Source organism: Thiohalocapsa marina (genome assembly GCF_008632335.1).
Lineage (GTDB): Bacteria > Pseudomonadota > Gammaproteobacteria > Chromatiales > Chromatiaceae > Thiohalocapsa > Thiohalocapsa marina.
This window is the reverse complement of sequence record NZ_VWXX01000003.1, coordinates 16,171-40,580: the sequence shown is the minus strand read 5'-3', so window position 1 is coordinate 40,580 and position 24,410 is coordinate 16,171. Positions and strand designations below refer to the sequence as shown.

21 protein-coding genes and 3 pseudogenes are annotated in these 24,410 nt (G+C 64.5%); 9 read left to right on the top strand and 15 right to left on the bottom strand.

From position 1 onward, the window contains the following. Window positions 1-178: 178 nt before the first annotated feature. From F2Q65_RS03085 to F2Q65_RS03075, 3 genes are read right to left on the bottom strand one after another with little or no spacing between them, the layout of a single operon-like run. Window positions 179-3,103 (bottom strand): NHLP bacteriocin export ABC transporter permease/ATPase subunit, encoded by a 2,925-nt coding sequence (locus F2Q65_RS03085; protein WP_150090321.1) that lies wholly within the window; start codon window positions 3,101-3,103, stop codon window positions 179-181. A 2-nt stretch (window positions 3,104-3,105) separates the two neighbouring features. Beyond that, entirely contained in the window at window positions 3,106-5,286 is a 2,181-nt protein-coding gene (locus tag F2Q65_RS03080; protein ID WP_150090319.1) for an NHLP family bacteriocin export ABC transporter peptidase/permease/ATPase subunit, read from the bottom strand. Further along, window positions 5,283-6,551, bottom strand: a complete 1,269-nt coding sequence (locus tag F2Q65_RS03075) for an NHLP bacteriocin system secretion protein (protein WP_170265489.1) — start codon at window positions 6,549-6,551, stop codon at window positions 5,283-5,285. Before F2Q65_RS03075 ends, F2Q65_RS03080 begins: the two co-directional genes overlap by 4 nt. A gap of 22 nt (window positions 6,552-6,573) precedes the next feature. Here F2Q65_RS03075 and F2Q65_RS03070 point away from each other — a divergent pair, with 22 nt between their 5' ends. Then, a complete protein-coding gene (locus tag F2Q65_RS03070) occupies window positions 6,574-6,765 on the top strand; it encodes a hypothetical protein (protein WP_150090315.1) in 192 nt (63 codons plus the stop codon). Window positions 6,766-6,806: 41 nt separating this feature from the next. On the opposite strand, the gene F2Q65_RS03065 is transcribed toward F2Q65_RS03070, so the two are convergent. Both F2Q65_RS03065 and F2Q65_RS03060 read right to left on the bottom strand, forming a co-directional pair. Continuing rightward, complete coding sequence (locus F2Q65_RS03065; protein WP_150090313.1) at window positions 6,807-7,388, bottom strand: transposase; 582 nt, start codon at window positions 7,386-7,388, stop codon at window positions 6,807-6,809. A 152-nt stretch (window positions 7,389-7,540) separates the two neighbouring features. Further along, window positions 7,541-7,816 carry a Nif11-like leader peptide family RiPP precursor gene (locus tag F2Q65_RS03060; protein WP_170265487.1) on the bottom strand — a complete coding sequence of 92 codons (276 nt, stop codon included), beginning with the start codon at window positions 7,814-7,816 and terminating at the stop codon, window positions 7,541-7,543. Between the two features lie 33 nt (window positions 7,817-7,849). Here F2Q65_RS03060 and F2Q65_RS03055 point away from each other — a divergent pair, with 33 nt between their 5' ends. After that, entirely contained in the window at window positions 7,850-8,185 is a 336-nt protein-coding gene (locus F2Q65_RS03055; RefSeq protein ID WP_150090309.1) for a hypothetical protein, read from the top strand. Window positions 8,186-8,905: 720 nt separating this feature from the next. Here F2Q65_RS03055 and F2Q65_RS03050 read toward each other — a convergent pair. After that, window positions 8,906-9,292, bottom strand: a pseudogene (locus tag F2Q65_RS03050) (IS66 family transposase); the annotation flags it as partial. Continuing rightward, window positions 9,264-9,545 (bottom strand): annotated as a pseudogene (locus F2Q65_RS03045) (IS3 family transposase); the annotation flags it as partial. The pseudogenes F2Q65_RS03050 and F2Q65_RS03045, both read right to left, overlap by 29 nt. Here F2Q65_RS03045 and F2Q65_RS03040 point away from each other — a divergent pair. Continuing rightward, window positions 9,486-9,926: pseudogene (locus F2Q65_RS03040) on the top strand (aldo/keto reductase); the annotation flags it as partial. The pseudogenes F2Q65_RS03045 and F2Q65_RS03040 sit on opposite strands and share 60 nt — an antisense overlap. A gap of 73 nt (window positions 9,927-9,999) precedes the next feature. On the opposite strand, the gene pstA reads toward F2Q65_RS03040, so the two are convergent. Continuing rightward, window positions 10,000-10,953, bottom strand: a complete 954-nt coding sequence (pstA, locus tag F2Q65_RS03035) for a phosphate ABC transporter permease PstA (RefSeq protein ID WP_150090305.1) — start codon at window positions 10,951-10,953, stop codon at window positions 10,000-10,002. A 423-nt stretch (window positions 10,954-11,376) separates the two neighbouring features. Here pstA and F2Q65_RS03030 point away from each other — a divergent pair, with 423 nt between their 5' ends. Continuing rightward, the gene (locus tag F2Q65_RS03030) at window positions 11,377-11,796 is read left to right on the top strand and encodes a hypothetical protein (RefSeq protein WP_150090303.1); all 420 of its coding nucleotides are present in this window, start codon (window positions 11,377-11,379) and stop codon (window positions 11,794-11,796) included. A 35-nt stretch (window positions 11,797-11,831) separates the two neighbouring features. Here the strand turns inward: F2Q65_RS03030 and F2Q65_RS03025 are convergent, their stop codons facing one another. The 4 genes from F2Q65_RS03025 to F2Q65_RS03010 form a co-directional block, all read right to left on the bottom strand. Then, on the bottom strand, window positions 11,832-12,560 hold the full coding sequence (locus F2Q65_RS03025; protein WP_150090301.1) for an esterase family protein: 729 nt from the start codon (window positions 12,558-12,560) through the stop codon (window positions 11,832-11,834). A 43-nt stretch (window positions 12,561-12,603) separates the two neighbouring features. Next, the gene (locus tag F2Q65_RS03020) at window positions 12,604-13,563 is read right to left on the bottom strand and encodes an acetylxylan esterase (protein WP_246155940.1); all 960 of its coding nucleotides are present in this window, start codon (window positions 13,561-13,563) and stop codon (window positions 12,604-12,606) included. Between the two features lie 474 nt (window positions 13,564-14,037). Continuing rightward, on the bottom strand, window positions 14,038-14,172 hold the full coding sequence (locus F2Q65_RS20140) for a hypothetical protein (RefSeq protein WP_281290980.1): 135 nt from the start codon (window positions 14,170-14,172) through the stop codon (window positions 14,038-14,040). Window positions 14,173-14,299: 127 nt separating this feature from the next. Continuing rightward, on the bottom strand, window positions 14,300-16,477 hold the full coding sequence (locus F2Q65_RS03010) for a PhoX family protein (protein ID WP_150090299.1): 2,178 nt from the start codon (window positions 16,475-16,477) through the stop codon (window positions 14,300-14,302). Window positions 16,478-16,985: 508 nt separating this feature from the next. Between F2Q65_RS03010 and F2Q65_RS03005 the strand changes: the two genes are divergently transcribed. Both F2Q65_RS03005 and F2Q65_RS03000 read left to right on the top strand, forming a co-directional pair. Next, window positions 16,986-17,357, top strand: a complete 372-nt coding sequence (locus F2Q65_RS03005) for a hypothetical protein (RefSeq protein ID WP_150090297.1) — start codon at window positions 16,986-16,988, stop codon at window positions 17,355-17,357. Window positions 17,358-17,671: 314 nt separating this feature from the next. Continuing rightward, window positions 17,672-20,401, top strand: a complete 2,730-nt coding sequence (locus F2Q65_RS03000; RefSeq protein ID WP_150090295.1) for a cation-translocating P-type ATPase — start codon at window positions 17,672-17,674, stop codon at window positions 20,399-20,401. A 397-nt stretch (window positions 20,402-20,798) separates the two neighbouring features. Here the strand turns inward: F2Q65_RS03000 and F2Q65_RS02995 are convergent, their stop codons facing one another. Then, entirely contained in the window at window positions 20,799-21,287 is a 489-nt protein-coding gene (locus F2Q65_RS02995) for a DUF72 domain-containing protein (protein WP_246155939.1), read from the bottom strand. Between F2Q65_RS02995 and F2Q65_RS19380 the strand changes: the two genes are divergently transcribed. Continuing rightward, window positions 21,286-21,453 carry a hypothetical protein gene (locus tag F2Q65_RS19380; RefSeq protein WP_170265485.1) on the top strand — a complete coding sequence of 56 codons (168 nt, stop codon included), beginning with the start codon at window positions 21,286-21,288 and terminating at the stop codon, window positions 21,451-21,453. The genes F2Q65_RS02995 and F2Q65_RS19380 overlap by 2 nt on opposite strands. Window positions 21,454-21,485: 32 nt before the next feature. Here F2Q65_RS19380 and F2Q65_RS02990 read toward each other — a convergent pair whose 3' ends face one another. Together F2Q65_RS02990 and F2Q65_RS02985 are read right to left on the bottom strand one after the other, a co-directional pair. Beyond that, window positions 21,486-22,055 (bottom strand): Uma2 family endonuclease, encoded by a 570-nt coding sequence (locus F2Q65_RS02990; RefSeq protein WP_211353938.1) that lies wholly within the window; start codon window positions 22,053-22,055, stop codon window positions 21,486-21,488. A 108-nt stretch (window positions 22,056-22,163) separates the two neighbouring features. After that, window positions 22,164-22,448: a thiol-disulfide oxidoreductase DCC family protein gene (locus F2Q65_RS02985; protein ID WP_281290987.1), complete on the bottom strand. Its 285-nt coding sequence runs from the start codon at window positions 22,446-22,448 to the stop codon at window positions 22,164-22,166. 388 nt (window positions 22,449-22,836) lie between these two features. Between F2Q65_RS02985 and F2Q65_RS02980 the strand changes: the two genes are divergently transcribed. Continuing rightward, complete coding sequence (locus F2Q65_RS02980) at window positions 22,837-23,775, top strand: cytochrome c3 family protein (protein ID WP_170265484.1); 939 nt, start codon at window positions 22,837-22,839, stop codon at window positions 23,773-23,775. Then, window positions 23,772-24,410: a cytochrome b/b6 domain-containing protein gene (locus tag F2Q65_RS02975; RefSeq protein ID WP_150090286.1), complete on the top strand. Its 639-nt coding sequence runs from the start codon at window positions 23,772-23,774 to the stop codon at window positions 24,408-24,410. The genes F2Q65_RS02980 and F2Q65_RS02975 overlap by 4 nt, the downstream gene beginning before the upstream one ends.

The following is a 24,410-nucleotide window of genomic DNA, read 5'->3' as shown; positions in this document are numbered from 1 at the left end:
ATGATGTGATTTTTCCGGACTATATCAGGAGAGACCTTTGCCGCTGTCTGGGTGGGTGCGCCAATTATGTCAGGTTAGCGAACGCTTCTCCGATTTTCCAGACACCGGCCATCGATCATCAGACTTTGTCAGGCAGACACAACTCCACCCGGATGACCCTCAATCCAGCTGCCGATGCTCAATGCATCTGCTGCCGCCTCGCCAGATCGGCGAAGTGACCGCCCTTTTCCATCAGTTCATCATAGGTCCCGGTCTCGATGACCTGCCCTGCATCCATCACATAGATCTGATCGGCATTGATCACCGTGCTCAGCCGGTGCGCCACCACCAGCCGCGTGATGCGCAATCGGTCCAGGCTTTCGGTCACGACTGCCTGGGTGCGGTTGTCCAGTGCGCTGGTGGCTTCATCCAGCAGCAGGATCTTGGGCCGACCGACGATGGCGCGCGCGATCATCAAGCGTTGCATCTGCCCGCCGGACAGCGCCCCACCCCCTTCAAGAATCATGGTTTGCATGCCCATGGGCATCTGCTCAATGTCCTCGGCGAGACCGACCTGACGCGCCGCCGCCCAGGCGTCTTCCAGACTGCCGCCGGACGGACCGACGATGTTCTCGAACAAGGAACCCGGCATGACATTGGCGTTCTGCATCACCACGCCCATCTGCCGGCGCACCGAACCGACATCGATGGTCGACAATGCCTTGCCATCGAAAAAGATGCCGCCGGACTCGGGCGTCTCGAACCCGAGCAGCAGTCGCATCAGAGTTGATTTTCCGGAACCCGATGCGCCGACGAGCGCCACGAAATGCCCTGCGGGCACCCGGAGGGTGACATCGTTCAGAATCAGCGGCCCGTCGTCGCGATACCGGAACCGGATGTGCGAGACCTCGATCTCGCCGGACAGGCGTCCGGCGTCCGGACGTCCTTCGGCGGTCTCGGGCGCAGTCGTCAGCAGCGGCCGGGCGCGTTCCAGCAGGGGTTGAATCCCCAGCAAGCGAGTCGCCACCTGCAGCAGCGAGGTCAGATGGGACGCGAAGCGTTGATAGGTCACCAGCAAGGCGGAAAATGCACCGATCGCGAGCAGGTCATAACTGTTGCTCGGCTTGCCGATGACGAGCGCGAAGATCAGCAAGCCCGCAAGCACCAGGAGATGATCGAGGGCGGTCTGGGTCGCAATCAGGCGCTGCGAGGCCAGTTGGTGTCGCCGATCCTGTGCGAACACCGCTGCCCACTGGCTGAAGGCGCGCGTCTCTGCCGCGGCCAGACGGATCTTGGCAATCCCGAGGATCATCTGCAGCACGCGGTCGCTGAGTTGCCCGTTCAGGGTCGCCAACTGGCGTTGCTGCAGGAGCAGACGATAGGCGATCAGCAGACTGATCAGGCTGTAGATCAGGGTCACCAGCCCCGCCCAGAGCGCCAGGTGCACATCATAGTGAAACATCAGCGCGAAGCTGAACAGGGCGACCAGACCACCGAGCAGCGTGCTGGTGCTGGCCGTCGACAGCATGGTCTGGATCTGGCTCAGCCCCATCACACGGGACGCCAGATCACCGGTCGAGAAGCCCTGGAAAAACGGCATCGGCAGTCGCAGGACGCGGTCCATCAGGCCCGACTGCAACTGGCGTCCCATGCGGCTTTCCGCGCGCGTGTAAGCCAGCGAGGTCGTATAGCTCACCACAAAGGTGGTCGCGGCAAGCACCAGCAGGACCATCCCGAGCTGGAGCAACAGCGACAGATCCTGATCGGGAATCACGCGATCGATGAGGTAGCCTGTGGCCACCGGGGTCGCCAGACCCAGAATGGCCCCGATCACGCCCAGCAGGAGCACTGCCCACAAATCTGTGGCCGCGGCCTTCACGCCGCGACCGAAGAATTGCCCGAAGCTCAGGGCGCGAAAGGGCAAGGATGGCGTGAACTCCCAGGCCGCTGGTGCGAGACGCTCAGGCGCCAAGGGCTGCCTGTCGCCCGTGACGGGATCGATCAGCAGGGCCTGGCGACGTCCGTTGGACAGCGCGACACGGGGCGCACCGGACTCGGCATCGAAGACCAGCAGGGCGCCGAAATCCCGCAGCCACCAGTGATCACGCAGCACCAGCGCACGGGCGCGCACCCCGCTGGCCTGCGTGAGCGATGAGATCGTCGGCGGCGCCCCGGGCGCTTGATCACTGGGCAGGTGGACCGAGAATCCGAGTTCCTGTCCGATCAACCGCAGGGCGGTCACCAGGGGCGCTTCCGTCCCTGTTGTGCTCGAGACGCCAGCATCGCGACGCCGCGTCACCGACATCAACTCGGAGAAGGCCTGATCGCGCAACCCGTCATTGGAGGCCCTGCGGGCGGTCAACCGATCGGCTGCCGAGATCGCGGCCAGCTGCAGATCATGCGCGATGGCGCGCAGGACGACCCGATGCAGATGTCCGATACCGCTCAGAAGCTCGGCGCGCGTCCCGGGGCTGACCAGCAAGGATGCGGTCTCGCTCGCGACCAGTTCGACCGGCGCGGTGGTCGTCAGCCAGGCCTCGGCCGACAACGGAAAACAGAGCGGGCTGTCGTCGTCGGCCAAGGACTGGGTATCGAGAAACTGCAAGCCGTTGCCCGGCCCGCGCAACCAGGTCAGCGCCGACTGGCTCCCGACCCGGACTCCCGCCTCCAGGGATTGTGACCGTCCTGCGGCCAGCGACTCGCTGATCCGCGGCCGCGGCTGGGTCCAGGCAGCGATCCCCTGGCTCAGCGCCGCGAGCCAGGACTCCAGCAAGGCGACCAGCAGCGGTCGATGCGCCGCCTCCTCCGCCAGTTCCATCAAGGCCTCGATCGGGACCTCGAGGAATTCCGAGTCGATCAGCGGCTGCGCCAGCAGGCAGAGGTGTTCGGCGCGATCCGAGGGCAATCCCAGCAGCAGACTGTCCACGGAAAGGCTGGCCAGATGATGTCGAGAGCCCTCGGTGCCCTCCTCCGCCTCCACCGCAAACAACTCGACCCCACCATGGCGGATGATCCAGGCCTTGGAAGGATCCTCCAGCAGCAGGCGCTCGTGACCGCCGGGCCGCACTGGACGACCCTGGTCGATCAGGGTTTGCGGAAGCCTAGCGTGAGGCTGACTGGTCATGCTCAGGTCTCCAGCAGCGTCCGGTAGGGCCCATCGACGGCGACCAGCGCCTCATGGGTCCCGCGCTGCAGCACCCGACCATGATCCAGTAGGATGATCTCATCGCTGTCTCGAATGGTGCTCAGACGATGGGCGATGATCAGCAGGCTGCAGCCGCGCCGGCGCACATTGTCCATCAGCGCCGCCTCGGTCAGGGTGTCCAGCGCGCTGGTGGCCTCGTCGAGCACCAGCAGCTTGGGATTGGTCGCCAGCGCACGGGCGATTTCCAGACGCTGGCGCTGCCCGCCACTGAAGTTGCGGCCGTTCTCCTCGACCTTGGCGTCGTAGCCCTCGGGGCGCGCCATGATGACATCATGGATCATGGCATCCTTGGCCGCGCGAATGAGTTGCGCCTGCGGCAGGGTCTGATCCCAGAGGCTGATGTTGTCGCGGATGCTGCCCTCGAAGAGCACGATTTCCTGATCGACCACTGCCAGCGAGGTGCGCAGGATGTCCCGCGGGATCTCGGTCAGGGTGTGACCATCGAACAGGATCTGCCCCTGCCAGGGCTCGAACAGGCCGGTGACCAGCTTGCCGATGGTCGATTTGCCACTGCCCGAGCCCCCGACCAGCGCGATGCGACTGCCCGGCTCGATCGACAGCGACAGGCCGTCGAGCAGCGGCGCATCCAGGGGTGCGTAGCCAAAACGGACATTCTCGAGCGTCACGCGACCCGTCACACGCGGGGACGGGGCTGGCTCGGCGGCGCCGACCGCCCCTGCCTGCGCTTCGTCCTGGAACTCCCGCGCCTGTGGATAGCGCAGTGTGTCATCGATCTGCGCCAGATCGCCCTTGGTCTGCTGCAAGGTGCCGGCGACCGACACCAGGACCTGCACCGGCTGATTGAAGAGCACACTGATGGTCGTGAAGGCGACCAGCATGCCGATGGAGAAGGTCTCGACCATGGTCAGATGGCCACCCACCACCAGGATCACCGCCGAGGTCAGGCTGGCGAACAAGGCCTGCAGGGCCGACAGCAGGGCCTCGCGTCGACCAATGCTCTGCTGGGCGTTGATGAAGAGCGCCTGCAGGCCGGACCAGTTGGCAAAGAAGGCCGCATCGGTTCCGGTCGATTTCAGGGTCTCGATCATGCGCAGGCCCTGCATGACCTTGCCAGACATCTTCACGCTTTGCATGGCGATCTTCTCGGAGGCCTCGCCCAGCGACTTGCGCATCCGCTGAAAGACCAGCGCATTCAAGAGTCCCAGGACCACGGCGATCAGTGTCAGCGTGGGACTGTACTGGAGCATCAGCGCCACCAGCATCAGGATGAGGGCCAGATTGACCAGAATCTGCGAAAACCCCTGACTGATGGTCAGCACCAGCTGATCCGCCAGCGCGACCCGGCTGCTGATCATCCCGGCGTAGCGCTGACTGAAGAACATCACCGGCAGACGCAGCAGGTGCCAGACCATGCGGCTCGACAGCACCATGGATAGCTTGGCATTGATGCTGCCCAGCAGGCGCCCCTGCATCAGGGCGAGCAAGGCGACGAAGGGCGCGACCATCAGCAGGGTGAAGGCCAGGGGCCAGACCCAGTCGTCCAGTTCCTGGACCAGGACGCGATCGACATAGACGCGTTGCAGGCCAGGCAAAAGAATGCCGACCAGTGAGAGCAGCAATCCCAGCCCCGCCAGCCAGAGCAGTGGCCCCCGCGTGCGCCGGGCGATCTCGAGCAACCCCGGGAGGATCGCCGGGCGAACCCCGCCTGTCTCGAAATCGGCCGTCGGCTCGAAGGTCAGCACGATGCCGGAGAACATTTCGTCGAATTCCGCCGCGCTGATCCAGCGCCGTCCAACGGCCGGGTCGTTGAGCTGATAGCCCGCCTTGGCCATCCCCTCGAACACCACGAAATGGTTCAGGTTGACGAACAGGATCACCGGGGTCTGGATCTTTTTCAGATCATCGGGTTCCAGTCGTCTCCCGCCGGCCTGCATGCCCAGGGAACGCGCCGCCTTGACGATGTTCAGCGCCTTGCTGCCGTCGCGCGACACCCCGCAGAGCACGCGCAGTTCCTCGACAGGGATCCAGCGTCCGTGATAAGCAAGGATCATCGCCAATGCGGCCGCACCGCATTCCAGCGCCTCCATCTGCAGGATGGTCGGTGTCTTGACCAGTGACGGCCCCGGCTTGCTCGCGCTCATCGGTGTTCGAGCCAGCCGTAGACGTATTGCATCGCCGGCAGCAGCAGGCTGATCAGGTGGATGCGATCCACGACCACGGCGGATTCGGTCAGGGTTCCAGGCTGCAGTTGCAGGTCTGGTCCCGTGCCGGAGGTCCAGGCATAGCCACTGGGTGTCGTTTCGTCAGGGCGCAGTTCGATCAGCACCTCGATCGGGGCGCCGCCCTTGAGCAGTTGATCGACCAGCAGCGCGTTGCCCAGACGCCGCATCAGCGAGGCGCGATTCTCAGGCAAGGGGGACACCCGCTTGACAGTCCCCAGCAGGTAGCCATCGAGTTCCGGCTTGACGGTCGAGGGAGAAACCTGCGCCTCCATGCCGGCCTCCACCTTCTTGCCTTCAGAGGCCGTGATGTAGCTGAAGGATTCCAGCCCGAGTTTGCGCGATCCCTCGACGATCAAGGTGGCGACCTGCTGACCGAGCGGGACCTGGTTGCCGATGTCGACATCCAGTGTCGCAATGGTGCCTGCCTTCGTGGCCGTCACGACACGCGCCCGTTCGTACTCGTCATGCTGGTCCCGGGCTTCCCGTTCCAGCATCATCATCTTGATGCGCTGATCCGTGAGTTGCTGGTCGCGCTGGTCACGTTCTCGTTGCTGATCGACCGAGAGTTGCACCAACTGGTTGCGGGCCAGCGCAATCTCATTGTCCGTGTCCGCAAGTCGACTCTCGGTGTCATAGAGTTCGACGCCGCTGACCATGCCGTCCTTGAACAATCGGGCCTCGCCCTCCTTGCGCCGCTGAAGTGTCGCAGCGAGTTTCTGCAGACTCCGGATGCGCGCCTCGGTCGCCTGAGTGGAACGGCGGAACAGATCCTCGGCCGCCTTGTCCTGAACCGCAAACTCCTTTTCGAGCAGTTCGTAGAGGTCACGGGCTTCGCGCGCAGCGGCCTTGGCGCGGTTCAGCGCATCGAGCTGATCGAGATTGACGAGGATGGCCACCTGCTGTCCCGGCTTGACCCGGTCACCGACATCCACCAGCCATTGCTGCAGACGCCCGGCCCCCTGTGTCGTCAGAACCCTGACACCTCCCGCAGAGAGCAGCACACCCGGCCCGTGAACCTTGACTGGCGCCGTCGCAATCAGACTCCAGAGCAGCGCGGTGAGCACGACCAGCAGCACAAAACCGTAGCCCAGTCGATGGACCGGACGAATGATTTGCAACGCCTGGTCGAGCTGATCAGGGTTGCTGACCTTGGCAAGCGCCTGGGTTCGGAAACGTAACTGCACGGGGTATCTGACCGGCTTGGTGATGAAGTGCTTCGAGCGGACCCGCGGAAGGGATGGCTTTGATCCGGCCAGCCCTAGCGAACCCCAGGCTTACCTCCCCCAAGTTGCCTCGCGCGGCATCATCTATATCCAGGCAGATAACCCGGACATCGGCTTGATGACGCTGGTACTCGTCGGCATGGCCGAGGTGTGCTCCAACGGGATCACGGTCTAACAGCGCCAGTTTCTGCGCATTAAATCGTGTACAATCAGACATCAGGCGCTCGTCGCGGGTGCTTGCGTTGGCGCCAGGCGCGGCATCTCCTGGCGTACGATATCCCAGAGAAAACCGGCGAGTTCGCGGGCGACGGCCAGGCAGACCAACTTGGTGTTCTTGCCGGCACGGGTCAGGGTGCGATAGTGCCCGCACAGGCGCACCTGTGCCTTCCAGGCAATGCGCTTGGCCTCGGGGGAGGCGCTCGCGGCCTTGGCCTTGAGATGCTTGGTCTGGCGCGCCGGGAAGCGGTAGCTCCAGGCTGACTCCACCAGCATGCGCCGGGCGTGGCTGTTGCCAGTGAGGGTGATCGCGCCCTGGCGTCGGCGTCCACCCGAGGAGTGCTCGCTTGGCACCAGTTCGAGGAAGGCGATCAGCTGCTTGGGTGAGTCGAAGCGGCTGATGTCACCGAGCGCGCCCGCGCGCGGTCCCCAGCCTGGGACGAGGCGCCCGATCCGGCGTCGGACTGGGACCTGGTCGCTCAGGCTGAGCCTGAGTTCGAATTCGATCAGCGTATTGCCTGCTAGCCGCCGTCTCCTGCGGGAGGCGTTGTCGGGCACCTTCGTCTTGCCGCCGTACGACATGACCCCGAGCCCGCTCCAGCGCGCCGCTTCGGCCTGCCACGCGCGTCGCCAGAGGTCGCTCCGCCATTTTTCCAGTCCTTGACCTCACATCCAGAGCTCCGCTACCGCCTTGCCTCAGCGCCAGGCCTGACCCTCAGGGCCGCTTGGATTCCCTATCCGTATCCGCACTGTTTGCGCATCTGTTGCCTAGCCGCTGAAGTTTGGCTACCCCCCGCGACCTGATCGAGATCCTCGTCACTGACTTCACCGGATGGCATGGCCGTCGCCAGATCCGCGCCGCTGAATTCAAAACCGGCTGCCTGACCGTGAGCGATCAGTTTGTCAGCATCCCAGGTTTTGCTTTCAGCGTTGAAGGCATCTGCGATGGACTCATAGGCGTCTGTGTTGGCGATGTGCTGCACGAACGCTTTTGCTGCTTCGACTGACATGTTATTCGTCTCCATTGAAAGGGCCACTAGATAATGCTGAAAATTGTAGAGGTTTCACCTCTAACTGACATGCAATTAAATGCCCTCTCTGCTGCTCTTATCTTCTTCGCCTACAGGGCGGCGCATCATTGCCAGCATCAGTCCGAAAGCAGTACTCCCCGCGACCCGATCGAGATCTTCGTCACTGAGTTCCCCAGATGCCATGGCCGTCGCCAGATCCTCGCTGCCATTGGTGAACCACGTCCACCTCTGATCTCGCCCGCACGCGCCCTCCCCGCCTGGGACGAGGCGCTTGATCCGGCGTCGGACTGGTACCTGGTCGCTCCGCCTGAGCCTGAGTTCCAATTCGATCAGCGTATTGCCTGGTAGCCGCCGTCTCCTGCTAGTCGCCGTTCCCTGCGGGAGGCGTTGTCGGGCACCTTCGTCTTGGCACCGTCCGACATGACCTCGAGCCCGCTACAGCGCGCCGCTTCGGCCTGCCACGCGCGTCGCCAGAGGTCGCTCCGCCATTTCTCCAGTCCTTGACCTCACATCCAGAGCTCCGCTACCGTCCTGCCTCAGCGCCGGGCTAGGCTTTCGGGGCGACTTGGATTTCCAGTCCGCAAAAACCGTACAAATCTTCTTCGGACATACTTACCACTCTCTTAATGACAGTTGTGGACGCCTGTAGCCAAGTATGTATCAGACTGTACTCGCAAGAATGAGGCGCGCTTTGCACCAGGCATCTGATTTGATCATAGGGTTGCCGGGCTGAATGCGCAAGGCATCCTACATGACGCGACCGTAATCGTTCAGTAACCGTTCACGGGGCTGAACCTGTCATCGCGGCACGCCCAGCGGCTTGAGCGCATGCTGAGGCACGGCGACTGCCATGCAAAGGGGCCTGTCCGGGCCGACGTGTGATCACGATAAGCCTTGATCGGGATCGCGGCGAGCGACTGGCGTTGCCGCCAACGCACCAGGCCTACGGTGCTGAAGGTGTCGTGCCAAGCGAGCCTGAGGCGTGCGCCAGTGGCAGCGGTGCGGAGAGGAAGGTAGAGCTCGGGCGAGGAGGCCTGGGCTCGAGCGGATCAACGCCCGCGGTGCCGCTCAAGGCGGGGCTGGCAACAACGACGGTGCCGGGCGGTCATGGACGAACGCCTCAACGGCCTCGAGGATAAAGGCAAACGCCGATCGCCCTTGCAGCGCACAGGTCGCGATCACCGTCCATAACCGTTGGTTCGCCCGGCGCCCCTTGACGCTCCGTGTCCCTTGCGTCACATGGCGATCGATGACCACGAAGCGGATCGCCTGCTCTGCGACATTGTTCGTTGGGTCCATGCCGGGCGTGGTGATGAAGGTGAAATACGCCTCGGCATGCTGGCGAAAGCGTTTGGCCATATTCTGCGCCTCGCGTCGGCGCTCGCGGCCCTTGGCGATTGTCAATGCAGTTGTCGCGTCCGCGGTGTCACGCGGCTTGTTGAGCCGGCGTGGGATCAATCATCCGCTCGGGGTTGAGCGAGACGACGGTGATCGGGTTCCAGTTGCGGGTGTTGCCGCTCCAGCGCGCGTGATGGCGGGCGCGTGCGGCCTGGTTTAACACATGACGTTGCGCCAGGATGGCGCGATCCTCACCGCGATGACGCTGCGCGGGCGTGACGAAGCGAATGGCGCTATGGCGATGTTCGGTGTTGTCAGTGTTCATAACCCCTACACCCTTCTCAATCGCAGATTCGAGATCGGCCTGGCCGAGATCGCCATGCGTGAGCACTGCGGCCTGCTCGCCTACTCGCCGCTGGCCTTCGGCATGCTCACGGGCAAGTACCTAAACAGTGCCCGACCTGAGGGCGCCCGGCTCACACTGTATGCGCGCTTCGACCGCTACTCCAACTCGCAGGCCGTCGCAGCCACCGAGCGCTACGTCGACATCGCCCGCCGCCACGGTCTCGACCCGGCGCAGATGGCGCTGGCCTGGGTCACGAGCCGGCCCTTCGTCACCTCGAACATCATCGGCGCGACCACGCTGACGCAGCTCGAGGCCAATCTCGGCAGCGTCGCACTGAGCCTGAGCGACGAGATCATCGCGGAGATCGAGGCAATTCAGACCGAGTGCCCAAACCCAAGCGCATAGAGCGGCTAGCCCCCAGCGTCGACAATGAACCATCGACGACAAGGTGCAAATGCGCGACTTTGCGCGAGTGCGATCAGCGCTGCCCTGACTGCATCCTCTGCACCGCATGCGACCCGTGGGGCGACAGCCTGGGCTGGCTGATGGACCTTGCGATCACGTTGAGCACGAGGATGATCAGCACCAGCACCAGCGACGCCGTCCAGGCCAGCTCGACCTGGTTCTCGAAGGGCATGCCGGAGAAGTTGTAGATCAGGATCGACAGCGAGGCGGTAGGCTCCACCAAGGCACTGAGGTAGTAGTTGCTGAACAAGGCCGTGAACAGCAGCGGCGCGGACTCACCGGCCGCTCCAGCGACGGCGAGCATGACCCCGGTGAGAATGCCCGGCAGCGCCGTCGGCAGCACCACCTTCCAGATCACCTGCGTTTGGTTGCAGCCCATGCTGAAGGCGGCCTCCTTCATCTCCAGCGGCACCTGCGCGATCGCCTCCTCCGCGGCCACCACCACGGTGCGCAGCATCAGCACCGAGAGCGCCACGCCACCGGCCAGCGCGGAGTAGCCGATCTGCATGACCAGCACCGCATAGACGAACAGGCCGGCGAGGATAGACGGTAAGCCGGTCAGCACCTTGGCCAGGAAGCGCGAGGTCCGCGCCAGCAGGGAGCAGGGATCGAGCACCCCCAGATAGGTGGCGGCGAGAATACCGATGGGGACGCTGATCAGCGCGGCAATGGCCACCATGACGAAGGTGCCGACGATGGCCGGACCGATACCGCCCGACGCCTCGAAACCCGCCGGCGGCAATGCCGTAAGCACCTCGATGACACCGGAGCCGAATAGCCGGCCGCCGCCGTTCACGAGCAGCAGATAGAGCACCGACACCAGCGGCACGGCGGCCAGGGCCGCGACCAGCCAGAGAACGAGGCACATCAGGTTGTTCTTGAACGTGCGTGCCTCGAAGGGCCGGCGCTCAAGCGTTGGGCGCTGGACCGTCTCCGCACTTTCGAAGCACTCTCGGATCAGCTGCATGTCGCCAACCCCTTGAAGCCGTTACTCTCTAAGCATAGACCCCAAGTGCGGCAGCGGTTGGGCTTGGCGAGTCAGTAACCGCTGAACGGCTCAGCCTATCCCGCGGCACCGAGGCTTGGGCATGTCCGGTCCCGTAGACGACTGAACGTGGCGGGGCGTCCGGCCCCGCACGGTCAAGGCTAATTACCAGGCCATGAACAAGGGCCGCGCACTCAGGGCGCCGACGGACCAAGCCTGCTCGCCGCCACGATTTGCGTGGGCCAGAGTCGGATATCGCCCACAGCATCGATCGTCGCGCAAGGCACCATGGTCGTCTCATGTGACAGCCGATGAGCGGGACCGGGATTTTTCCATAATGTGCTAATCTCATTGATGAGGGCATGCATTAATCCGACGTGGGCGGCGCCGTTGCATGGGTGCGCGGTGGACTTGGTCCGCAGGGGCGACATCCGCCGTGCCGCAGGCTTCAAGGATGCCGCCGCCCCGGCATCCAGCGCAGCGCAGGAGGACATGATGGCACTTCCACTGATTCCATTCGCCGCTGGCATCGCCGCCGGCTCCCTGGCCACCTTCGGGCTGACCAATAAGCCGCTGCAGGAGCGCATCTCGAAGATCGCGCAGGCGAGCTACGCGAAGCTCACCGAGACCACGGCCTCGGTCATCGCGGTGCTTCCGTTTATCGGCAAGAAGGAGGTCGACCTGTCGACACTCTCTGAAACTGGAGAAGCACTGGCCGAGAAGACCGAGACCATGGCACAGGAGACCGCGGAGACGGCCGCCGAGGCCGCGACCGAGGTCAAGAAGACGACGCGCAGGCGCTCGACGGGCAAGACCGAGGCCTAGCCGAGCTCAGCGCAGGCACCACCGGCGCAGGGCACTCACAGATAGAGGGAAGCCATGCGCCGCCAGTAATAACCTTGGTGGGCGCGGCTGTCCCACTCATGTAGCGCATTCCAGACACCCTTGTCCCAGAGGGTGCGGCTAAGATAGTGGTTGTTTTCCACGAAGGGATCGTCGCGGCCGATGACCAAGACGATGTCCATGCGTCGCAGCGCATCCAGACGCCAGTCGCAGGACAGATTCGGCAGAAACTGCGCTGGGCTGTGAAAGTAGATCAGCTCATCGCGATAGCCGTCGAAGAGATCGCGAAAGTGCTCGACATTGAGCGTCAGGTCGTAGCGACCCGAGAAGGCCGCGAGCTTCTGGAATAGATGCGGATGTCGGAAGGCGATATTCGCGGCATGAAAGGCACCCAGGCTGCAACCATGGGCAATGGTGCAGGGATGCGGATTCTTCGCCGCCATCAGCGGCAGCACCTCGTGCAGGATGTAGTCCTCAAAGGCCTGATGACGCCGGATGCGGTCCGCTGGATGGCACCAGCAGCAATAGAAGGTCTCCCAGTCGATGCTGTCGACGCAGTAGAGCTGGAGCTGGCCTGCGTCCAGCTTGTGTCGCAGGTGGTCGACGATCCGCAGGTCCTCGTATTCGTGGAAGCGGCCATCCCGAGTGGGAAAGACCAGCACCTTGGCGCCGGCATGGCCGAAGACCAAGAGCTCCATATCGCGCCCAAGGCGCTCGCTGTACCAACGGTGATATTCGCGGTTCATGGTCGGTCTCGCCAGCGGGCGCCCCCGCGCGCGGGAGGCCGGCTCAGAGGGTACTGAAGAAGGTCCGCAGCCCGGCCATGAGTTCCCGCTCCTGGCGCGCGCGATTGGGATACTCGAAGTGCCCGGCATCCAGCACGAACAGACGCTTGTCGCTGAGGAGCGCGTTGTAGATCGCAAACTGGCCCGGCGGCGCGACCACCGGATCGAAACGGGCGGCAGCGACGTGCATGGGCTGGCGGATAAAGGCAGCGGCGACCGCGGCATCGTAATACGCCAAGGTTGCCAGCACGTGACGATGCTGCCGGACAAAGTCCTGCACGGCAGCAGCGCTACCGCTGGTTGGCAACCGCAATCGCAACGCCTGATGACCGAAGGTCGGTACATTGAGATGACCGCGGACGATGCGCTCATCCCAGGGCAGGGCCAGCGCACCGATGCCACCGCCGAAGCTGATACCGAGATAGCCAAGACGCCCCGCCAGCGCTGGAAAGAGGGCGAGCAGCGCGCTGACGCCCGTCCAGACGTCCTCGACACAGCCGCCGAGGATATAGCGGTCGCGCTTGTCGATATCGTGCAGCACATGCCAGCGCGGCTCCCGTGAGATCGGCGGACGCGCACTGAGCCCGAGACCACGGAAACAGGGCACCAGATAGATCGCCTGCTCGTCGATCAGATCCCGTGGCGGCTCACTGATGCCGCCATAGCCGTGACCCAAAATGAAGGCCCTCAGCGCCTGGCCTCGGATCGGCTGCAGCAGCCAGCCGCGGATGGTGAAACCCTCGGTCGACCGATAGGCGATCTCCGCAACCGCAAAGCCAGGTATGGCCACTGCGCTTGGACTCAGCCTCGGCGCTGGGTCGATGCCAAGCGCACGGCGATAGCGAGCGACCCAAAAGGGCGCAAAGTCCGACGGCCCTACCGGAGGCTCAACCGCAAGTAGGTCATCGAGGCTGTAGCCATAGGTTGGATCAAACCCATAGCCATGCTGGAGCATTTGATCCATCGACACAGTGATCCTGCCTTCAGAGCCTAACGACGTCACGCCTTTCAGAGAGCTGCGATCCGCGGCAACAACATCATCACCAGGAACCGACGATTCGCCGTGCCGACCGCTGCCGCAAGCCTATCGCGGCTTGCGATAGCGGCCAAGGCGTCTTGTACAAACCCGGCCTTCCAGGCCGCGTAGAAGATATTTGATCACGCCCTTCGGGACGCCAGGTGTCTCAGTTGAAGCAGATCACCAACCTCAGGGTTCCCGTGTGGGCATCGCTATAGCGCTATCCTTGGCGTCATCGGCCTGGCAAGTGTACGGGTGACAGTGGATTCTGCTGGTCACGGAAAAGGATCTCCGATCTCGTGCTCGAGGCCTATCGGCTCACCGAGGCGGAGATCGACCCCCTCTGGCGCACGGCACCGCCGCGGATGCCGACGGTCTAGTCAAGGGCCATGACGGTCGGCTCGGCTGGTCGGCAGCGACTCAGTGAAAGAGGGCGTCCGGGGTGTCGGCGGTGAGGATGCGCGCCGACCAGCAGCGCAGGCTGTCGTTATAGGCCGACTCGACTCGCTCGCGCAGGGCCTCGGCTGTGTCGGCACCGAATTTGTTCTCGATCAACCAGAGCAGGAGGTCGGCCTTGCCTTGCCGATAGCCTTTCTCGATTCCGAAACGCTTGTGAGATCGGAGCTGGCAGCACATCCATGTGCTGCGCCACAACGACGGCAAGTTTCCTGTCACTGGTGCCTTAAGCACCGATCTTCTTGCCACTGAGCTCACGGACGGCCACGAGGCTTGGCTTCGAGACCGGCTCGCCAAGTGGCCATTTGTTTTCATGACCAACCCCCTTTCCTTCGTAGGGGTGCTGGATTGCGCAGAAGAAGGTCTTGTTGTCGCCGGAGAACTCCGGGCCGCAGACCTCGCCGCCTGGGACGCCCGAGAGAAACTGCCGCAACAGCCCCCGATGCTCGCCCTCCACCGGGACAGCGAAGACACCGTCGTTCTGCCCGAAGCCCTTGGTCCCGCCGCTGCCAGGCATACCGTCCGTGGCGATCCACAGGTTGCCCTCGTCGTCGTGGACCAGGTTGTCGGGATCGGAGATCGGACTCACACCGGCCGCCACCGGGTCGGCAATATCACCGAACCGAACATCATGGTAAGCCACGTTGGGGTCGCCACATTGGACGAAGATATTCCACTTGAAGCTGGTGGAGGTCGGATCGTTACCGTCCTCGATCAGCTCGATGATGTGGCCGTGCTCGTTGCCGGTGTTGCTGTCAACGCCATTGTCCCAGGTGTCGAAGCGGGGGTTCGACGCGTTCGGCTCAGTGCTCACCTCACGCCCGTTTACATCGCGCGTCGCGCCCGAACCTGGGGCGCCTGTGCGCTGGGAGTTGTTGGTCAGGGCGACGTACAGCCTGCCGCTCTTGGGATTGACCTCGATGTCCTCCGGTCGGTCCATCGGCGTGGCGCCGACGACGTCAGCGGCACCGCGGGTGTTGAGCAGGATCTCGGTCTCGGTCCAATCGACAAGCGCAGGGTTGTTGGTGGAGAGTTCCAACCATTGGCCGATGCCCATCTCGTCGCCTTCCACTGCACCGACATCGAAGCGGGCCACGTAGAGGGTCCCTTCGTCGAGCAGGTTGAGGTTCGCGCTGCGGTTCCCAGGGTTATAGCGGCCCTTCGTCACGAACTTGTAGACGTACTCGAACCGAGCATCGTCGCCGCTGTAGATGGCCACCTTGCCGTTGGGGGCGACCCGGGCAGCGGCGCCCTCATGCTTGAAGCGGCCCAGCGCCGTGCGCTTCTTCGGCTTGTCCTGCGGGTTGTAGGGGTCGATCTCGACGATGAAGCCGAAGCGGTTGTATTCGTTCGGCTCCTTGGACAGATCGAAGCGGTCGACATAGTCTTCCCATTTACGTTCGGTATCCGCGCTTTCCGCCGCAATACGCAAGCTCAGGTCCTTCGGCCGCCCAGCGACGTCGCCAAAGTTGGCGAAATACTGGTCGAAGTTCTCCTCGCAGGTCAGGATGGTTCCCCAGGGGGTCTTGCCGCCCGCACAGTTATTCAGACAGCCGAGGACGACTTTGCCGTTCGGATCATCGGCGGTCTGCATCTCCGGCATCCCGCGCAGCGGACCACTGATCTCCATCGGAGTGGAGCCGGTCACGCGGCGGTTGAACGGTGACCCTTGGTCGAAGCTCCAGCGGCCGTCGCGGTCCTGAGCCAGCTCGACGATCGAGAAGCCATGGGCCTCGATCTCCACCAGGGCCTCGTTCCGTGACTGGCTGTAACCCGGGAACATGTCAGCGCCCGTGGTGTACTCGTGATTGACGATCACGAGCGCACGCCGACTGTAGGCGTCCTTGAGCCTCGGGTACGCGCTGCCAAGCCAGCGATTCGCGATCGAGCCGAGCTCGCCGCGCCATTGCACCATCTTGCGCACAAACTCCGGCAGCGGGTACCAGAGGACCAGGTCGGCGTTATAGCCGAACTGCAGTGCCTGCTTCTCCGGCGTCTGATCGTTCAGGTCAAAATCGGGGGTGCCAGGAAACAGCGGATCGCCCCAGCGCAAGATGACGTCATACGCGTAGTTGGGCGGTACCACGATATCGCCTTCGAAGCTTGGCTCCACTGTTTGGAACGTCAGACGACTGCCCGGATCTCGCCGCCCCCGACGATCGCGGACGTCATCATCCGCAGCCGCAGGGCTCGGCTTCAATAGCAAGGCAGGGGCGATCACCAGGCCGGCACCGGCCGCGACCCCGCCCTTCAGCAGCGCACGTCTTGTTACGGCCCTCTGGATGACACTTTGGATCGGCTCCGCTGCCGACGGCCGGGCCGCGGTACCCGGCAGGGCATCGACGCTACCGTCGTCCTCCCATGAGATCACCTGGCATTCATTGCCACGCTTCAGGTCTTGCATTGGAACTACCTCGCCCGGGATTCACGAAGATATGAAATGACACAGTGGCCGAAAGACCGGGCGTGGAAGTGTGACAAGCCCGAGCTGCAACGAGGTGAACACTCGGTGTCAGTTATATGAAATTCTCCGCGTGGCGCCGAGCTTTCCGCTTTCAGCATCCTGTGGAAGCAGGCCGAACAGGCGTCAGTGACCGCTTGCGGGAAACAGCACGATGTCTTGGTCGATCCGCGGATCCGCAGCAGGCGGTCGCGTCAGCGCCTGGGGATCGAGCCCTATCTCGACGGCCTGCACATAAAAGGCCCATATCGAAATCGCCGCTAGACTTAAAGCTCAGCGTTAACAGCGGCCGTCACCCTGGATGCGACAGACGCCACCGCCCCTCATACCCATCAGCCGGGACCCGCCGCCATCCTGCGCAGAGCCATGCGCCATCGGCGAGGCACGCGGTAGCGCCCAGGGCGGGCGATCCGCTACCCTAGGACGATCATCACAATGTCGTAAAGTCCTTATGGAGCTCGCTGAAGCCATTCGGCAACTGGTGCCGCTGCAGATGCGCATGCCCGATCCGAAGCACCCCCTTACGCTGCGCACCCATTGTGTCGCTGAGGTGTTTCTGGTCGGCACGAGCCATGGGCAGGCGGTGGTCTGGCTCGATCCCTTTTGGTGTCGTCCCGATGCAGGCGCCAGCTCCCATATCGCCTACGCAATGCCGCGGTTCGATCCGGAGCGCGCGCGCTGGATCGATCAGGACCCGCGTTACGGTCCGCACTGCCACGCCTACCAGAAGCCCGTGGTGTTCGAGCGACTGGAGGGCGGCTCCGGCCCCTGGCGGGAACACCAGGCCTGGCAAATGTGGCGGGCGAGGCTGGGCGCGGCTTGAACGCGCGAAGCCGCTTGGCACCACGCCGAGGCCGCGCTCGGCGACATCGACATCTGGCGCCTGACCTGACCCGCGCCGTCGGTGCGGTGATGTCTTCGAACGGATGAGCGTTCTTACCGGGCTGCGTCGCAGGCTGTCCTTGGGCATCCCAGAAGGAGCGGTTCCAAATACCGAATCCAGGTTGCCCCATCAGGCCGTTTCAGCGCCCGCATCGGCTGCGGCGCAAACCGCCCCAGCGGTCCCGGCAATAGGGTCCAACCGACAGCGCCGCGTCGCCCCGCTTATCCCTTTGCAGATCCATAGGGAGTTGTCCCATGAGCACTACTCGCCCCTGGCATTGCCTCACCGCCACCGAGGCCCTGGAGCAGCTGCAGAGCAGCGAGACGGGCCTGAGCGGCGCCGAGGCAGCGGCGCGCCTCAGCCGCGACGGTCCAAACGAGCTGCCGCGGGCCGACGGCGTCTCGCCCTGGCAGATCCTCGCCGAGCAGTTCAAGAACCTGCTGATCGTTATCCTGCTCATCGCCGTCGCGCTCTCGGCACTGCTCGGCGAGGTGCTGGAGTCCATCGTCATCGCCGTCATCGTGCTCTTTGCCATTGGCCTTGGGTTCCTGCAGGAATACCGCGCCGAGCGCGCCATGGAGGCCTTGCGGCGCATGGCCGCGCCGCAGGCGAAGGTGCTGCGCGACGGGCGCGAGCAGCTGCTCCCGGCGCGTGAGCTGGTGCCGGGCGATGTGATCCTGCTCGGCGCCGGCGACCGGGTGCCGGCCGATGCGCGGCTGCTGGAGGCGGTGAACCTGCGCGCCAACGAGGCCGCCCTGACCGGCGAGTCGGTACCGGTGAGCAAGGACAGTGCCGCCCTCGACGCGCCCGAGCTCGGCCTCGGTGACCGGATCAACCTCGTCTACAGCGGCACCGACATCGGCTATGGGCGCGGCCGCGGCCTGGTGGTCGCCACCGGGCTTGGCACCGAGTTCGGCCGCGTCACCGGCCTGCTCGCCGGCGTGGCGCAGCAGCGCACGCCGCTGCAGCAGAACCTCGACAAGGTCGGGCGCGTACTGGCCATCGCCGCCGGCAGCGTCGTCGTGCTCATCGCCGGGCTCGGTGTGCTGCGCGGCGAGCCGCTGCTGGAGATGGTCATCTTCGGCGTCGCCCTGGCCGTGGCCGTGGTGCCCGAGGCCCTGCCGGCGGTGGTCACCATCTCGCTGGCCATCGGCGTGCAGCGCATGGTCAAGCGCCATGCCCTGGTGCGGCGCTTGCCCACGGTGGAGACCCTCGGCAGCACCTCGGTGATCTGCTCGGACAAGACCGGCACCCTGACCCGCGATGAGATGACCCTGCGCGCCCTCTGGGCCGATGGCGCCATGGCGACCCTGAGCGGCAGCGGCTATGCCCCCGAGGGGGCGCTCACGCTCCCTGAGGCCAGCCCATCCGAGCAACAGGCCCAGCGCGGCCTGATCGAGCGGCTGCTGCGTGCCGCCGCGCTCTGCAGTGATGCCCACCTGGAACGAGAAGACGGCGGCTGGCGGCTCTACGGCGACCCCACCGAGGGCGCGCTGGTGGTGGCCGCGGCCAAGATTGGACTGGATAAGGCCGCGCTGGAGCGCGAGGCGCCGCGCCGCGACGAGATCCCGTTCAGCGCCGAGCGCAAGCGCATGACGACTTTGCATCGGGCCGAGACCGATCCGCAGATGGTCGCCTATGCCAAAGGGGCCGCCGAGGTGATCCTGGCCAGCTGCGACCGGCTGCAGACGGCCGACGGCATCCGCGCCCTGGATGCGGCTGCGCGCGAGCAGATCGAGCAGGCCGCCCGCGCGCTCGCGCAACAGGCCCTGCGCGTGCTCGCGGTGGCCTACAAGCCCGAGGTCAAGGGCAAGGACGACGCCGAGCACGACCTGATCTTTCTTGGCCTCGCGGGCATGATCGACCCGCCGCGGGCCGAGGCCAAGGCGGCCATCGCCGACTGCGCGCGCGCCGGTATCCGCCCCATCATGATCACGGGCGATCATCCGGAGACGGCGCGGGCCATCGCCGCCGAGCTCGGTATCCTCAAGGACGGACGGGTCGTGGTCGGCCGCGAGCTCGATGCCATGAGCCAGGCGGCGCTGGAGGCGGCCATCGAGGACATCGACGTTTACGCCCGCGTCTCCCCCGAACATAAGCTGCGCGTGGTGACGGCCTGGCAGACCCGGGCACGGGTGTGCGCCATGACCGGCGACGGGGTCAATGATGCGCCCGCGCTGAAGAAGGCCGATATCGGTGTCGCCATGGGTCGCACCGGCACCGACGTCAGCCGCGAGGCGGCGGACATGACGCTCACCGACGACAACTTCGCGAGCATCGTCGGCGCCGTCGAGGAGGGCCGCGGGATCTTCTCGAACATCAAGAAGTATCTGATGTATCTGCTCTCATCGAACATCGGCGAGATCGGACTCATCGCCGTCGCCACCCTCGCGGGGCTGCCGCTGCCGCTCTCTGCAGTGCAGATCCTCTATGTCAACCTGGCCACCGACGGCCTGCCGGCCCTGGCGCTGGCCTTCGATCCGCCGGAAAAGGACCTGATGCAGCGCCCGCCGCGGGACCCGAGGACCGGTATCTTCACGCGGCCCGTGATCTTTCTGATGCTCGTCGGTGGCGTCTGGTCGACCATCGTGAATGTCTCGCTCTTTGTCCATCAGCTCAATGGCAGCGCCGCCCTCGGGCTCGATGCGGAGCAGGCACTGGCGCGCGCCATGACCATGACCTTCGTCTCGCTGGTGCTGATCGAGTTCTTCAAGGCCTACAACTTCCGCTCTGACCGCGACTCGGTGCTGCAGCGTCCCTTTGCGAACAAGTGGCTGAATCTGGCCATCGCCTGGGAGCTGACGCTGCTGCTGGCCATCGTCTACGTGCCACCCCTGTCCACGGCCTTCGGCACCTATGCCATCGGTCCCCAGGATTGGCTGCTGGTGCTCTTGGGCGCCGTCAGCATCGTGCCGGTGCTGGAACTGGCCAAGTGGCTGATCAGGCGCACGGCATCGACGCAGCGGACACTGGTTGCCGGGTGACACGGCATCGGTCGGCGTCTTCTCACTCTGGAGGGCATTATGCGGCTAGCATTCGGCGGCGTTCGAGGGTCTTTCCCCGTCACGGGATACGCCTTCGCACGCTATGGCGGGGATACCATGTCGCTGCTGGTTGAAAGCGAGTCTGTCGTTGTCGTTGTTTTTGTCGTAATCGACGCGACCAATGTTGAGTCGGCTCGATGTCGCCGCTTCGGCCTGCGATGCGTCGCGCGCAGCCGCTCCCCCAGGTTTCCGCGCCTTGACCTCACATCCAGAGTTTGGCGATCGCGCTGTCTCAGCGCCGGGCTAGACCCTCAGGGCGGCCTGGATTACCTATCCCTTGCAGATCCCGGTCGAGTCCATCGAGCGCCTTGTCCTCAGGGCGGAAACGACGTGCTCCTCATCCAACCAAGGCCTCAGCCAAGGCTCGCAGCGTCAGCGGCGAGGAGCCTTCGGCCTTGTTGTTGGCGATCATGTACACCGTGCGGTCCTCAGTGAGTGCAGTGCGGATTAGCCGAACGATGCAGTGGCGTGTCTCGGGATCGGGCGCGCGTAGTGCGTCGAAGGGCGCATAGCGCTGACGTGCTGCCTCATAGCTCAGATCGGGTCGCAAGAGCCAGCGAATGAGCAGCGGCCCGCCTCGATGCAAGGGCGAATCCGCTGGTGCCGATTGCCTCGCCGCTTCGCCAAAATAGCGCTCGGCCTGCGTGGCCAGGTCTGGTAGCCGGGGATGCACCGCCAAGCCGGGGACTGCCCCCCCATGCGCCAGTGCGGCCACGAAATCGGACGTCAGCAATTCGGGATCGCGCACCTCGACGGCATAGGTCGGTCCTGGTGGCAATCGCCGCAGGAAACGGTAGAGCGCTTCGGCAAACTGCCGTGGATGCATGCTTGACATGATCGCGGATGAGGAGGCAAACCATGGGGCAGCACTCAAGAAGGGAGCTCACACCTACAAGTACTTCTTCACCAAACTCGGTCGGCGCGTCGTCGTCACCGCCCTGGTCATCCGCGAGTACTTCGTGCAGCCCAGCCTGGTCCGAAATGCGCTCTGAAGTCTTTTGACCAGACCCTGATGGCCGGGGCTTCAGGTCTCGAAGACAACGTCCTCGTAGATGTCATCCATGGAGATGTCCACCGCGAGCGCATCGCAGCCGAGATGAAGCGTGCCCGCTTCGAACACCTCGTAGACCCAGTCCCCGTCCTCTCGATGTCGATAACGCTCGACGCGACGCTGGTCCTGGGCCACCAGCAGGTAATCACGCAGGGACGCCAGACTGCGATAGGCCAGCAGCTTCTCGCGCCGGTCCCGGACCTCGGTGGAGGCCGACAACACCTCGACGAGCAGGCAGGGGCTGGTCTTGTAGAGCGGATGCGCGTCGTGCGGATCGCAGGTCAGCAGCACATCCGGGTAGTAGAAGGCGTCATGCTCCTGCACCCGCACCTTCATGTCGCTGATGAAGACGCCGCAGGGTGTGCCCCGGGAAGCCGCGCGCAGGTGGAATGCAAGATTCAGGCTGATCCGGTTATGCGCCTCCGCCGCGCCGCCCATGGCGAAGACCTCGCCAGCGACATATTCATGGCGGATCTCGCTTTCGAGTTCCCCTTGCAGATAGGTCTCGACGTCCAGCGGCAGATTCATCGCGGCTTGAATCATCAGGCACCCTTTGGATCAGAATGGTCGGCGATCGGGTCAGAAGGGTTCCAGCCTACAGGTTGCACGGTTGCAGGCAAGTCTTTTTCCTGCCCTGTCCGGAAGCATGCCTCAGCGCCCGATCCCACAGGCACCATCGCGACAGCGTTTCCGGTAACGACGCTCGGCGAAACGCGCATAGCCCCATTCCAGCGGCCGGGTCAGTCCGAGCCGCTCTACGCCACCCGCGAGCAGGCGATAGGCCGGCAGTCGCCGCCAGATGACCACGAACGCCGGCACGCCCGACACCAGCCGCCCATCGGCCTCGCGCACGTGGATGCGGCGCATCGCGGTGTCGAAGTCCAGCCCCGCCTGTTCGAGCTCATCGCCCGCGGCCATCAGGCCCACCCAGCGGATCCGCCTCGCCGCCGAGCTGACGCCGGCGGCCCTCGCCTCGATCGCCGAGCAGGTCCAGCGCGCCAGCGCTTCGATTGCGCGAAGTCATTAAATCTCCGCGTCCATTCGCGTACGGTAAAACCTTTCAGTCGTGACTCGGTCTCTTCTCTGGGTGCTGCCGCAAGGCCTCGGCGCATTGCCGTCGCGGACCGAGCATCCGGTGAGGTCGCGGCCGCAAGGGAAGGGACCAAAGCCCCCCTCTGATGGCGTTCGAGCCTCGACCCTGTTCGCTATAGGCACCTTCTACATGCGCCCGCAAGAGCTCTGTACTTCATCTCGGACCCTCCGCGCCCGCTCGTGGCGCGCAAGGCAATGGCCTTGGCTGGCCATTCTGCTGTTGGCGACAGCCATGATCGCCTGGGCCGATACGTCCGATGCACAACCCAGCGCGCAAGCGGACCAGGCATCGGCAGCGGATGGCGCAGTGGCCAAGGGGCTCACATCAGAAGACAGCGCGGAATGCATGCGCTGCCATCACATGCGCACCCTGGCCTATCGTGATCGCGAGACCGGCAAGGTCGTCAGCCTGGCCATCGACCCGGACCGCTACAACCATTCCGTGCATGCCGAGCTGGCCTGCCGCGACTGCCACGGCCGCGGCTACCGTAATTATCCGCACCGCACCAGCGTCGCGGACGAGGGGCTCGGCTGCGCCACCTGTCACAGCGAGCAGGCGGAACAGCATGACGGCCTGGTGCAGCTGGACGGCATCAAGCAGCAGTTCAAGCAGAGCGTTCATGCCGACCGGCGTCCGGGCAAGTTCTCCTGCTTCTCCTGCCACGACGTCCACCACTTTCAGCCGCTGGCGGAGACCGCCACGCCCGCCGAGCGCATCGGCGCGCACAACGACCTCTGCCTGAGCTGCCACGTCAAACAACGTGGTGACGCCCCGGCTGGCCACGACTGGCTGCCGCGGGTACAGAAGCACTGGCAAGCGGTGCGCTGCGTGGAGTGCCATACCCCACTGGAGGGACGCGACGGCCAGCGGCCCTCGCACCAGGTGCTGGCCAGTGCCGACAGCAACCGCGACTGCGTGCAATGCCATAGCCGCAACTCGGCGCTGCTGAGCCAGCTCTACAGCTGGCGCGCCGAGCAGCAGCTGGACCTGACGGGGTTCTTTGGGCAGGCCCTGCACAACGAGGCCTATATCATCGGCATGAGCCGCAATGACACCCTCGACCGCATCAGCCTCGGCGTGCTTGCGCTGGTGCTGCTCGGCATCATCGCCCATGCCACGGGCCGTTGGCTCAGCTATCGCAAGCGCGTGAACCAGGGGGGCGCACAATGACCCAGGACCTGTACCTCTACCCGGTCTGGCTGCGGCTCTGGCACTGGGTCAATGCCGCGCTGTTCCTGGTGCTCATCGCCACCGGCGTCAGCATGCACTACGCCGACGCCGGCTGGCTGCTGGCCTTCGACCAGGCGCGGCCGATCCACAACGCCGCCGGCATCCTGCTCACGCTGAGCTGGATCGGCTTCGTCATCGGCAACTGGAAGGGCGGCAATGGCAGGCATTATGTGCCGCACTGGCGCAGCCTGCCTCGCGAGCTCTGGCAGCAGGGCCGTTACTACGTCTACGGCATCTTCAAGAACGCGCCACATCCGTTCCATGTCAGCGCGGAGCGCAAGCTCAACGCCCTGCAGCTGCTGAGCTATCTCGGTGTCATGTACGGACTCATGCCGCTGCTGATCCTGAGCGGCTGGGGCTTCCTGCTCTCGCCCTATCTACCCGAGGTGTTGTTCGGCATCGGCACCATCTGGATCGTCGCCATGCTGCATCTGGCGAGCAGCTGGCTGCTGGCGGTCTTCCTGCTGGTGCACATCTACATCATCACCACCGGCGAGACGGTACTGACCAACCTCAAGGCCATGCTCACCGGCTGGCATCGCGAGGCCAGCGATTCACCCGGAAACGACCGCTAA